The sequence below is a fragment of the Microcoleus sp. MON2_D5 genome, from assembly GCF_036701905.1.
GTDB lineage: Bacteria > Cyanobacteriota > Cyanobacteriia > Cyanobacteriales > Microcoleaceae > Microcoleus.
The window spans coordinates 45,416-57,798 of record NZ_JAUBRM010000047.1 but is presented as its reverse complement, the minus strand read 5'-3'; the positions used below and the strand labels follow the sequence as shown (position 1 = coordinate 57,798).

Below are 12,383 nucleotides of genomic sequence, written 5' to 3'. Positions count from 1 at the left end.
TATGCGTAACAAGCACCAAAGCATTGAGGAGCCGTGTGAGGTGAAAGTCTCATGCACGGTTTTGAAGACCAGCGGGACTGGTGACAGTCTCGCTGAGTTTAATGAATATTACACCGACTCCAACGGAACTACGGTTGAAAACCCGAGGTTTCTAAAAAAAGGTGAAAAAGTCCTCAAACGTTCAGGGCGTCGCGTATCAAGAAAAGTAAGAGGTTTAAAAAACAGGCTCAAAGCTAGGCAGATTCTAGGCAAGCGCCATCTCAAAATAAGTAGACAGCGTAAAGACCATGCAATAAAACTTGCAAGGTGCGTAATCTCATCCAACGATGTAGTCGTTTACGAAGATTTGAGAATCAAAAACATGGTGAAGAATCACTGTCTGGCTAAGTCCATTAACGACGCATCTTGGTATCAATTCCGTGTTTGGCTTGAATACTTTGGTAAAGTATTTGACAAGATTACGGTTGCGGTGAATTCCCAATACACCAGCCAAGAATGCTCTAGCTGCGGGGTAACAGTCAAAAAAACACTATCCACAAGGACTCACGCCTGTAAGTGTGGCTGCGTTTTGGATAGAGATTTTAATGCAGCTAGAAATATCCTCAGTCGAGGATTGGGTACGGTAGGGCATACCGGAACCTTTGGTCTTGAGCCAAGCAACGCTTTAGGAGAATCAATCTCTACTGTGGTTGGAGAAGTCCTGCCTCAGCAAATTGGCTCGTAGATTAAAGAATCCCCGTGCGTAAACGCCGGGGAGTGTCAAGACATTAAACGGGAAAATAATCGTCGGGGCGATCGCCTTAGCAGCCAAATTTACGAATAGGTGGTGAGATGTCTCAAATGCCACTTCCCAAAAGAGCCTGAATCTCCTGAGAATTCTAAAGCTATAGTCAAGGTCGAAATTTCTATGATTAAATCTATCTAATGATCTCTTCCATCAAGGTCAATAAAGGGAGCGAGCGCGGGATGAGCGATCGCTGTATTGAAATTAGTGCTTTCGGTCTATTAAAACTGTTCACTCAAAGCTTTTATATATAGCAGCGTAAGGCGCGCCGAGGCGCACCCTACCGGATAGATATGCAAGGGTAATTTCTATTCCTCTCAAAGCTTTTTTTGATCTCAAACAGCTTTGTTCTATTTTTTCTTTGAATCAGAAACCTCAGCAATCAAATCATCTTTATCAACTTTGGGTACAAAATCAGGGCGTTCTTTGGCTTCCCAACCGGGGGGACGCTTGGAGTTATACCAGGCGACAGAGCCGATCGTAGCTGCCGCAATAAAGCCAGCAACAAGAACTAATATTGGAGTGCTCATGCTGACACTTGATTCCGGCACTGGCTGCTGCATCAGCAGCTCAATCATTACTCGCCGGATGGGTGCCACAACTGCTATGGGAGTGGTCAAGCTGATACCTATCATTAGGCTAAATCCTTATCTACTCTACTTTTACATTATCTTAAGTGCTAAGGACGTTTGGTTGATATATCGGAAGACAGAAAAATTGACAGAATTGCCGTCATAATGTTTAGAGCTTGAAAATAGGAGAGCTGATTTTATGCCGTTGCCGACAATAGCATTGCTGTTGACTGCTAGTTTCAGCCTGGGTGCTTTACCGCTAACGGAATGGGCAGTGCGAGTGTTTGGCCGCCGAGATTTGAGGGCGCTGGGCACGGGGAATGTGGGGGTGTCTGCAGCTTTCATTCACGGGGGGAAATTAGCGGGAATTGCTGCGGTGTTGGTAGAAATTGCCCGGGGTATTGTGCCAGTTTTGGCGGGGCGATTTTGCTTCCCGGATGCACCTGCGATCGCGATCGCCCTGTTAATTCCTCTAGTTGCGGGCAGATATGCGATCGCCCGAGGTGGAGGCGTGACCAACGCTGTTTGGGGTCTTTTGGTATTTTCGCCGTCGGTGGCTGTATCATCCGGCATTTGGGGGCTGCTGGCGTGGGCTTTGGCACAGCGGTGGTGGGGTGAGGGCGATCGGGCGAGACTCTTTGCTTCCCGTTGCGGGTGTCTGTGCACCCCAATCTGGGTTTGGGTGTGGCGACAATCAATGCCTGAATTTTTAGCAGCAACAGGATTAGCTTTGTTGTTAGCAGCAATTAATTTCAGTCAGGGTGATGATATGGCTTTATCTAAATCAGAACAATTGTTTTCTCTTGATGACTCGTTAGATGCTGCAATATGCGGCGATAAAGCTGCTAAATTGTCTCAACTGAAACGAGCCAATTTCAATGTACCCAATGGTTGGATATTATTGAATGAATCGGGTCTGGGGCCTGGGGCCTGGGGCATCGGACATCTAGAAAATGGTGAGGAATTGTCAATTCCTAATTCTTTAATCCAAAATCTCAAATCCAAAATCCAAAATCGCATGATTGTGCGTTCTTCTGCTGCGGGAGAAGATGGCGATACGAGTTCTGCCGCCGGACAATATCAAACTATTGGCGCTGTTTTCACTGAAGCAGAATTGCTCGATGCAATTAATCGCTGTCGCCAGTCTTATTGGACTTCCGAAGCCGTTGCTTACCGCCGACAGCGACAACTCCCCGATACCCAAATGGCTGTATTGATTCAGCCTTACATTGACAGCCAAATTGCGGGAGTCATGTTCAGCCGCAATCCTTTAGATGGCGGTTCCCAGATTATTATTGAAGCTTTGCCGGGAGGTGCTGAATCTGTTGTTGGCGGACAAGTTACTCCGGTTCATTTAGAAATAGATTTTAGTACACCTGAATCATTAGAAGAAAGTTTAAGTGAATTTGAAAATAATTCTATTTTTGATAAATCGATAATAGCAAATTTGGTGAAACAAGCGCAAGCAATCGAAGCTTTTTTTCACGGCATCCCGCAGGATATTGAGTGGAGTTGGGATGGGGGAAAAGTTTGGATTTTGCAAAGTCGGCCGATTACAAATTTACAGCCTTTTTGGACGCGCACAATTGCTGCAGAAGTGATTCCCGGTGCAATTCGCCCGCTAACTTGGTCGATTAATCGACCGCTTACTTGCGGGGTTTGGGGAGAGATTTTTCAGGTGGTTTTGGGCGATCGCGCGATCGGCTTAAACTTTAATGAAACGGCAACTTTGCTGGGTTCTCACGCCTATTTTAATGCGACTTTGTTGGGCGAAATTTTTCGGATGATGGGATTGCCGGAGCAGGGTTTGGAATTTTTGCTGAGAGGGCAAAAAATGGGCAAGCCGCCTTTGGGGAAGATTTTGCCTTCTTTGCCTGGTTTGTGGCGTCTGGTGGAGCGGGAGAGGGCGCTGAATGCAGAATTTAAGGGCGATCGCACTTCTATTTTCCTCCCCGCACTGCAAAGTCTGGAGAAGGAAGAAGGAAGAGGGAAGAAGGAAGAAGGAAGAGGTTCGAGCGAAGAAGAAATATTAATGCCCAATGCCCAATGCCCAATGCCCGAGTATCAATATTTGTCGGAATTGTTGGAGAAAGCCGAGCAAATTCAGGAGTGGCTGAAACCGATTACTTACTACAATATATTAGGGCCGATCGGGCTGGCTATTCGCAAGGCAATTTTTCGCGTTAATGATGACTGGCTGGCTAATGATAGCGCTCCTGAAATTGCTTCTGTGCGAGCTTTGCAGCAGTTGGCTCAGAAATTGCGACAAGCTGCTGTTTCGCAGTCTGGCGAAACTGTTTCAGTCGCACATTTAGCACAGACATTTTCTGAAACTCCGGCTTTACAAGCAGACTTTGAAAAGTGGCTTGATATTTACGGATATTTGAGCGAAGTGGGAACGGATATCGCTGTTCCTACTTGGCGAGAACAACCGGAAGTTTACCAAAAACTGCTAATAAGTATGGCTCAAAAAGCCCAAATTAATTTACTCGAAAAGCGGAAATTAGGCTTGAGTTTTGGGCAGAAGTGGCGACTAGATAAATGTCAGGAAAGAGCGCTCGTCAAAAACGAAATTAGCGAAATTTACGCGCGGTTGTTGGCTCATCTACGCTGGACTTTTTTGGAGATAGAAGCTTGCGGATTGGCAATGCAGGTGTTTCAGGAAAGCGGGGATATTTTTTATCTGGAATTTGGGGAAATTCAGCAGTGGATTCGCAGCGGGGCGAGTGTTTCGTTTAAGGATACAATTAGGGAAAGGCGCGATCGCCTCTTAGCCGATCGCGATCGTCCGATTCCCCCTGTCGTCTACGGCAATTTGCTGCCTAATTCTCAGAAAAGGGCGATCGAACTTGCCACATCCGCAACTAATATCATCCAGGGAATCCCCGCGAGTATCGGTCGTGTCGAAGGCTTTGTCAAGATTTGCCGCACCGCGAGCACAGATTTAGGAGAAAATGCGATCGCAGTAGTTCCTTACACCGATGCAGGTTGGGCACCGCTGCTATTAGGAGCAACAGCAATTATCGCCGAAGTTGGCGGCCAACTATCTCACGGAGCAATAATCGCTCGCGAGTACAAAATTCCCGCAGTCATGAATATTTCTGAAGCGACCACTCGCTTGCGAGACGGTCAAAAAGTCCGAGTAGACGGGTATCTCGGCACTGTAGAACTGCTGGAATAATTAGCAACAGGCAAGATGCCTGTTCCACAAAGAGTTGATTTCTTGTAAAACAGGCATCTTGCGGAACGGGCAAGATGCCCATTCCACAAGAAAATTGAGTTTTGTGGAACGGGCATCTTGCCCGTTCTTGAAAATGGTGAAAGATGTAAGCTCAAACCAATAATCTCGTAAACCCGCCCCGACTTTCCTAAGCCTTTAAGAAATTCTGGACAACATAGTTCCCCACATTTCTACCCGCACTCAAACCATCTACGTTAGCACTCATGAAATGAATGCCTCCGTAAATGCGACTCATGCCCGATTCATCGGCCGCTTCGCTGAAGTTTTCAAAGGTTCGCAAAGTGTTGACAGTCCTGTCTCCCCGATCTCCAAAGCCGTAATCCGAACCAAATACAGAACTCATAACAGGATCAGCAGCACCGCTAAAGGTGCTGTGGCCCGACGTGTACTCAGGGAACGGCGGAGTAGTTAGCAACGGAGTCCACAGGGGGTCGGCCGTCGTGTCGGGGTTGTTGTCCGTGTCAGCTTGGCGGATAGCTGTCACCGGGCGCCATAAATTGTACTGGTACTTGGCATCCCAGCAGCTAATAGCTGCATCGGCCAGAGCAATATTCAGCAGGGCGAACAAGCGGGCGCTATCTTCTAAGGATTGACCAGTGAGAGTCGCTGTTTCTTCGGCGATTTGGTTCCAGTGGCCCGGAGGCGTAAACGTCCCAGCGCCGTTGGCCCAGAATTTGGCGATCGCAGTTTGGTCTGGGGTGCGCGTGAGGCTGTCACTTTTGCCGATTTCTTGGACGTAGTTAAGTTCCTCTGCGTACTGGGCGCTGTCAAGGGCGGGCGGGCCGTCCGGGCGGAACTGAGAACCGCTAGTCATCGCAAAGGGAGTAACTTCTGCCCACTGTGGCGCCAGCCCTGCGGCAAGGGCAGGGGGAGTCGGCACCCAACTGCCAAGGTCGGTTTTGGGCGTGTACTGCACTACTTTCGTGATGCCGTCTGTACTCCGCGAACTGATAATTTGGTCGGCAACTTGCTGTCCCAGGGCAATCCCGTCTTGTTTGGCTTTGCCGTCGGTAATTTTGGCTAAAGACGATGCGTATACTTCGTTGAATGTGGCTGCTTGCGCTGGGTAGACGCTGACTAAGACGCGGTGGGCGGCTGCGGCGGTGGCAGCTTCTGCTGATGTGCCTGCTGGTGGGTCTATTTCCACCAGGTAAGGGCTGTATTTTTTGCTGATGGAATTAACAGCATCGTAAATGGCTGCGTGAACCATTGCCATGTTGCGGGAGGCGAGGGGAGGCGCGGTGCTGGCTGTCCGCACTGCATTCAGCATGACTCCGTTCCACTCAATGACAGGGTTTGCCGATAGCTGATTTGTGAATTGGTCGCGGTTGATTGTGGCGCTGTTGACTCCTTGCAAGACTGCTAAATACTCGCCCGTGAGTTTGTCTTGAATTACGGTGCTGTTGCTGTTGACTCCGGTGCCTTGCTGGATGTTTAAATCTTCAAAGGTGAGGCCGTCTACCAAGCGAATTTTGTCATTGCCGTTGCCGAAGTCGGCGATGTAGTCGGCTGTGGCTACAGTTGGGCCGCCGCTGCCTTTAGGAATGGCAAATATATCATCGCCTGTGCCGCCGCTCATGGTATCGCTGCCTGCGCCCGCGTAGATGATGTCGTTCCCGGAATCGCCACCAATTAGGTCGGTGCCTTTGCCTCCCCAGAGGATGTCATTGTCCGCACCGCCAAGAATCGTATCGTTGCCTGGGTCGCCGCAGATTTTGTCTTTGCCGACATCGCCTTCGAGATAGTCGTCTCCGCTGTTGGCATAAATGATGTCGTTGCCATCCAAGGCGTTAAATCTGTCTGGTTCGGTAGTTCCTTGGAAATAGTCAAAGTTAGGAGTTGGGGGGAGGGATGCCATGTTTATTTATTGGATATTTTGATTAAATCGCAAAGCTTTCGTAAACTCTATAGATGCTTAAGTGTGTTTACCCCTAGCTTAATATTATTAAACTTTCTGGCGCGGAAGTAAACACCACAACCCCGCTTTATTGAATCTTTAATATTTAATGGGCTTTTTATGAAGTTTGGCAATCTAAATGTGCGTAAAAATACAGTCCTTAAAACTGCCTCCAATACTGCAACTTAGTTAAAATTTTACAAAAAAAAATTTTTTTTATGTAGAGCTATATAATTTTTACCTTCATAAAAGGTGGGGATTGTGTAACTCAGTAAGTATATATTGATTAAGCACTTCTCAAGGCTGCGATCGGGTCTAGTTTGGCGGCTTGGCGGGCGGGGACAACGCCGAAAAAGAGGCCAACTGCACCGGATACACTGACAGCAAGGACGATCGCCACCGGCGAAATACTAGCTTGCAAGGGCGTGAAATTACCTACAAGCAAGATACCGCCGACACCTACGCAAGTACCGACTATCCCTCCGGCAGCCGACAAAATTACAGCTTCTACAATAAATTGAAACAAGATATCTTGTTGGGATGCGCCGATCGCCTTTCTGAGCCCGATTTCCTGAGTGCGTTCGCTAACGGACACAAGCATAATGTTCATAATCCCAATGCCGCCGACTAATAGGGAAATGCTGGCAACAGCAGTTAACATCAGAGTCAAAGCGCCGGAAATTGCCCCCATTCTTGCCATTAAATCTTTCTGGTTTCTAACACTAAAATCATCTTCGGTAGTAATTTTGTGCCGCAATCTCAGCAGGTTTTCCACCTGAAATTGCGCCGCGTCCATTTGCGATTCATCTTTAATTGAAATAAATATTGATGTGACAGCCAAACCGTAGGGAGATTTGCGCCCGACTATGCGATTGGCCATTGTGGCGATCGGCACAGCGGCGGAATTGTCAAAGTTCGTGCCAAAAGATGTGCCTTTGGGCGCCAATACTCCAATTACTTTGAGACTGACATTTTGGATACGCACCTGTTCGCCCAAGGGATTTGTATTGCCAAAAAGTTTCTCCGCTAATTCTGAACCGAGAACCACAACTTGGTTACTTTGCTTAACATCAAGTTCGGTCAAAAACCGGCCTTTTGCCATTTCAAAGCTTCTGACTTCTAGAAATTCTGGAATCGTGCCAAAAATTAGAGCCGAAACATTTTTGTTGCTGTAGCGAACTATTTCGGAACTGTTAAGTTCCGCTGACACGCCTTGAACGGAGGGGACTTGAGTTGCGATCGCCTTTGCATCTGGCAGTACGAGAGTTTGAGGCACATTTGTGAGAGAACTTCGCCTCGCGTTGGGAACTCCAGGCCTCACGATTAATACATTTGTACCCAGCGATTGAACTTGTCCTGCTACAAATTTTTGAGCTCCTTCTCCAATTCCAATCATGGCAATTACTGAGGCGTTGCCGACAATCATGCCGATCATTGTTAAACTGCTGCGAGTTTTGTTTGCTAGCAGTGTTTGACCTGCCATTTTGACGCTTTCAATAAAATTCATATTTTCTTTAAATGAACAAGAAGGAAGAAGAAAAACAGGCCAATGTCATGGTTTGCTGTGCGTCAAAATCCCAGGGGATTGGGATTGCGACGCACAGCAAACCATGACACACTTAATAATGAATTACTACAGTCAACCGTCAACCGTCAACCGTCAACAAACTGATTAAGCACTTCTCAAAGCCACAATCGGGTCTAATTTAGCAGCTTGTTTTGCAGGTACGATGCCGAAGAATAAGCCGATGCTGCCGGAAACACCGACTGCAAGTGCGATCGCCACGGGGGAAACACTAGCTTGCAGGGGAGTAAAAGCAGCGACTAAAAGCACGCCGCCGATACCGAATCCAGTGCCGATCGCCCCGCCTGCTGCTGACAAAATCACAGACTCGATCATAAACTGAATCAGGATATCCTGCTGAGATGCTCCGATCGCCTTTCTCAGCCCAATTTCCTTCGTGCGTTCGGTAACAGAAACCAGCATGATATTCATAATCCCGATGCCGCCGACAAACAGCGAAATTGCCGCCACGAAAGCCAACATCAACGTCAAACCACCAGTAATGTTGCCCAAAGTTTTCATTAACTCTTTCTGATTTCGGACCGTAAAATCATCTTCTTTAGTGATTTTATGACGCAATCTGAGCAGATTTTCTATTTGAAATTGGGCCGCTTGCATCATAGTTTCATCTTTGATCGCAACCGAAATAAATGTTACTTTTGTACCGTAGGGAGACGAGCGACCTACGATCCGGTTTGCCATTGTTGTCAGCGGCAAATAAACGTTCATATCTTGATTGTCGCCAAAGCTGGAACCTTTTGCCTGCATGACTCCAATCACTTGAAAGCTAGAATTTTTGATGCGAATGTATTGACCAACTGGCTGGGTATTGCCAAATAATTGTTCGGCTGCTTCCGATCCTAAAGCAACCACATTTTCTTGTCTTTCTAAATCTAATTTGCTTAAAAATCGACCTTGACCGACATCAAAGCTTCTGACTGTCAGAAATTCTGGGGTAGTTCCGACAATGGAAGATGAAACGTTTTTATTGCGGTAAGTAACGAGTTGACTATCATTGAGAGTTGGTGCGACTTCTTGGACAGAAGGAACTTGAGATGCGATCGCCTCTGCATCTTCCACTACTAAAGTCTGGGGCGGAATCACCGGGCGGCTTTGGGCTTCAGGACTTCCGGGAATAATAAATAGCAAGTTTGAACCCAGAGAGTTAACTTGTCCCTCGATAAATGTTTGAGCTCCTTCCCCAATACCGATCATCGAAATGACAGAAGCATTACCTATGATAATTCCTAACATCGTCAAGGTGCTGCGAAGCTTGTTTGCCATCAAAGTTGTGACGGCCATTTTGACGCTTTCAACAATATCCATAATTTTTAGAAGGAAGAAGGAAGAAGGAAGAAGGAAGAAGGAACAGGGAACAGGGAAAAAGGAGCAATCATAAAATAACAAATAACAAACAACTAATTTGCAATTCACAATTGGTAATGCCTTCTGCCCTCTGCCCCAGGCCCTATTTCTGATTCTTGATAATATCCTCCAGCTTTTTACCTTGAGGAAGTTCGGTAAAAACGCGATCGCCCGCTTTTGCACCCTCTAAAATCTGAATTTTGTTGCCAATAGTCGAGCCAACGGTAACAGGCTTAAACTTCGGCTGTTGTTTCTCATCAGGAACCAGCACACCCGTTTGACCTTTATTAGTCACAATTGCCACCGTCGGCACAACTAAAGCATTGCTCAGCTTTTGGCCGACAAATCTCAAATCTACATTCATTCCCGATTGCAAGAAATCCTTGCCCGTATCGATCGCTACGCGCACTTGAAATAGCGTCACGTCCCGTTCCTTAACTGCTTCCGGCGCAATTAACTTAACGCGGCCTTTAAACACTTTATCTGGATAAGCGTCAGCCACTATTTCAACTTCTTGACCCGCTTTAATTTGACTGATATCTGCCTCCGGGACTTTCGCCAAAACCTCCACATCTCTAGCTAGAGCGACAATCGATGTCGAAGTTGCCGAAGTAGCTTCCGATGCCGAAGTGGCGGGAGTTACAAAAGCTCCTTGAATCGCGTATCTTTGGGTAATGACTCCAGCAAAAGGAGCGCGAACTTTCGTATCTTCTAACTGCACTTCTTGAAAGCGGACTTGAGCTTGAACTTCGGCTAATTCAGCTTGAGCTTGAGCTATTTCTTCCGGGCGAGAACCGTTTTCTTGTGCCGCCAATTCGCTTTTTGCTTCAGCAACTGCTGCTTCGGCTTTGGCGATTTCTTCTGGACGGTTGCCGTTTTCTACTTGCGCTAATTTGCTTTTTGCTTCGGCAACTTCTGCTTCTGCTTGGGCAATTTCTTCGGATCGCGTGCCGTTTTGCAATTGCTTCAATGCTTGCTGCTCGACTTGGACAGCAGCTTGCAGTTGCTGAATTTGCGACTCCCGACTTTCTTGCAGTTGTTGCAGGCGTCTTTGGGATTCTATTAATTTAGCTTGGGCCGTGCGATTTTCTTTGATCAGTTCATCCAGTTTATCTTTAGCAAGAGCACCTTCTTCTACTAGCGGTCGATTGCGTTCTACCCGTTGAGCGGTTAGTTCTGCTTGGGCTTTACTCGATTCAATTTGCGTTTGTGCTTGGGCAATTTCTTGTTTGACACTGCCGGTTTGAGTATCTGCTAAACGAGCTTGAGCTTGTGCTAAACGAGCTCGCGCTTGGCTGACTTCTTCAACGCGGCTGCCAGCTCGCAGTCGCTGCAATCCAGCCTGAGTTTGCTGCAAGCGGGCTCTGGCTCCTGCAACTTCTTCAACGCGGCTGCCGGCTTGGGCTTGCGCGAGACTGGCCTCGGCTTGATCTAAGCGCGCTCGGGCGCTGGCGATGTCTTCCGATCTATTTCCGGCTTCGATTTGGGCGAGTTTGGCTCGCACGCTGGCTTCGCGGGCTTTAGCTTGAGCCAGTTGAGCTTCTACATCGCGGCTTTCCATGCGGGCCACGATTTGTCCTGCTTCCACTTTATCGCCCTGTTCGACAAATAATTCTGCGATCCTGCCGGAGCCTTTGGGGCTGAGATTCACGCGCTGTACGGGCTGCACCGTGCCGCTCGACGTGATCCGCACCGTGAGGTTTTGCGCTTCCACCGGCACTGTCATACTGGCGATCGCATCTACTTTCGGCTGCGATCGACTTTTTGCTATATATATAGTGGTCGGTACAGCTAGCAACCCGGCTGCAACCAACCCAATCGCCCACCGCTGCGGTTTGCGCGCGGGTTTCTTCGGAGACTGCTTTTGGGCGGTTTTGTTATCTGCAATTTTGGTCTCTGCTGCCTTGGTGTCTACAGTCTGAGTATCTTCCACCTTGACCTGAGCAGTTTCCTTTTTGGGGCTAACGATCATACCGACTCACCTAATTTAATCTCAGGATTACCTTTAAAGGTAAAATTTTTTCTGATGCTCGGCATCGTCTTTCAGACTCATCCGATCGGGTGAATTTAAAAAAGTTCCCCAACCAGCACCTGTAAGCAATTATAGCTAATCGTTGCAAATTATTAAATAATGTTAAGTTTTTTCAGCCTAAAGAGGTGGGCCCAAACTGAATCGCTGCCGACTGGTGGCAAATAAAAATATATTTTAGCAGATAATATTATTTTTGGGAGCTAGCCGTGCGCTTCTCACCCGCAACAAAGGCGGATCTGCCAACGGGCGATCGACTACAGTAGGTCATTGCAGACTCGTGTTAGCGATCGCAGCGAGCTCTGCCAGTGCTAAGCTCCTCATGGCACAATATTAAGATGCTTACTCTCATAAACCAGGCTTCTGCTAGAAATAACAGGTTTGTCCGCGAAGAATCCCCGCAGAAACCCCGTTCCACGGGTAGCGGTGCGTAAATCCTGAATACATTTCCGCCCTGTGCCCACAACAGGTTAAAATATTTTTCAAATCCGTTAAAAATGGAAAATCAAAACAATGAATCGTCATCAAAGCGTTACAGTTTTGGCAATCTTGCAGCTAATTAGCGGCATTTTCAGTCTGCTTGACGGCTTGTTCATCTTACTTTTTGCCGGCATTTTTGGCGGTCTCGGTGCGGCTGTAGGCGGGGCGAAGGTTGGCACTGTAATAGGCAGCTTCATTGCAATTTTTGCGGCGCTCAGTTTTATTTTAGGCTTCCTCTCCTTACTCTTAACTTGGGGTTTGTTTCACCTCAAAAATTGGGCTTGGACAGGAACGTTAATTGTCCATATCATCGCCACCCTCGCGCAAATTGTCAAAATGTTTGGCAGCGGCGGTACAGCAGTCAATTTTTTAACTGTGGGTTTTGCCGTGGCTAGCATTTACTACCTGCAGCAGCCGGATGTTAAACAAGCATTTCGTGTCTAATTTCCTT

General features: G+C 47.4%; 8 protein-coding genes. 3 read left to right on the top strand and 5 right to left on the bottom strand.

Going from position 1 to position 12,383, the window contains the following annotated elements; translation table 11 throughout:
* Positions 1-724: transposase (locus QUA47_RS18400; protein ID WP_333431770.1), on the top strand; the 724-nt coding region annotated here is incomplete at its 5' end.
* A 410-nt stretch (positions 725-1,134) separates the two neighbouring features.
* Here the strand turns inward: QUA47_RS18400 and psb35 are convergent.
* Positions 1,135-1,347 (bottom strand): photosystem II assembly protein Psb35, encoded by a 213-nt coding sequence (gene psb35 / locus QUA47_RS18395; RefSeq protein ID WP_199292739.1) that lies wholly within the window; start codon positions 1,345-1,347, stop codon positions 1,135-1,137.
* A 208-nt stretch (positions 1,348-1,555) separates the two neighbouring features.
* On the opposite strand from psb35, the gene QUA47_RS18390 reads away from it, so the two are divergent.
* The gene (locus QUA47_RS18390; protein ID WP_333431769.1) at positions 1,556-4,537 is read left to right on the top strand and encodes a glycerol-3-phosphate acyltransferase; all 2,982 of its coding nucleotides are present in this window, start codon (positions 1,556-1,558) and stop codon (positions 4,535-4,537) included.
* A 187-nt stretch (positions 4,538-4,724) separates the two neighbouring features.
* On the opposite strand, the gene QUA47_RS18385 is transcribed toward QUA47_RS18390, so the two are convergent.
* The 4 genes from QUA47_RS18385 to QUA47_RS18370 all read right to left on the bottom strand — a co-directional run bounded on the left by QUA47_RS18385 (position 4,725) and on the right by QUA47_RS18370 (position 11,395).
* Complete coding sequence (locus QUA47_RS18385; protein WP_333431768.1) at positions 4,725-6,455, bottom strand: chemotaxis protein CheB; 1,731 nt, start codon at positions 6,453-6,455, stop codon at positions 4,725-4,727.
* Positions 6,456-6,780: 325 nt separating this feature from the next.
* Complete coding sequence (locus QUA47_RS18380; protein ID WP_333431767.1) at positions 6,781-8,001, bottom strand: ABC transporter permease; 1,221 nt, start codon at positions 7,999-8,001, stop codon at positions 6,781-6,783.
* 165 nt (positions 8,002-8,166) lie between these two features.
* A complete protein-coding gene (locus QUA47_RS18375; RefSeq protein WP_333215453.1) occupies positions 8,167-9,384 on the bottom strand; it encodes an ABC transporter permease in 1,218 nt (405 codons plus the stop codon).
* Between the two features lie 142 nt (positions 9,385-9,526).
* Positions 9,527-11,395: an efflux RND transporter periplasmic adaptor subunit gene (locus QUA47_RS18370; RefSeq protein WP_333431766.1), complete on the bottom strand. Its 1,869-nt coding sequence runs from the start codon at positions 11,393-11,395 to the stop codon at positions 9,527-9,529.
* A 570-nt stretch (positions 11,396-11,965) separates the two neighbouring features.
* Here QUA47_RS18370 and QUA47_RS18365 point away from each other — a divergent pair.
* Complete coding sequence (locus QUA47_RS18365) at positions 11,966-12,376, top strand: hypothetical protein (protein ID WP_333431765.1); 411 nt, start codon at positions 11,966-11,968, stop codon at positions 12,374-12,376.
* The last annotated feature ends 7 nt before the right edge of the window (positions 12,377-12,383 follow it).

Excerpts from the sequence above, each read along its gene's own strand:
- psb35 (WP_199292739.1), bottom strand. The coding sequence starts at position 1,347 with ATGCAGCAGCCAGTGCCGGAATCAAGTGTCAGCATGAGCACTCCAATA.
- QUA47_RS18390 (WP_333431769.1), top strand. The coding sequence starts at position 1,556 with ATGCCGTTGCCGACAATAGCATTGCTGTTGACTGCTAGTTTCAGCCTG.
- QUA47_RS18385 (WP_333431768.1), bottom strand. The coding sequence starts at position 6,455 with ATGGCATCCCTCCCCCCAACTCCTAACTTTGACTATTTCCAAGGAACT.
- QUA47_RS18380 (WP_333431767.1), bottom strand. The coding sequence starts at position 8,001 with ATGAATTTTATTGAAAGCGTCAAAATGGCAGGTCAAACACTGCTAGCA.
- QUA47_RS18375 (WP_333215453.1), bottom strand. The coding sequence starts at position 9,384 with ATGGATATTGTTGAAAGCGTCAAAATGGCCGTCACAACTTTGATGGCA.
- QUA47_RS18370 (WP_333431766.1), bottom strand. The coding sequence starts at position 11,395 with ATGATCGTTAGCCCCAAAAAGGAAACTGCTCAGGTCAAGGTGGAAGAT.
- QUA47_RS18365 (WP_333431765.1), top strand. The coding sequence starts at position 11,966 with ATGAATCGTCATCAAAGCGTTACAGTTTTGGCAATCTTGCAGCTAATT.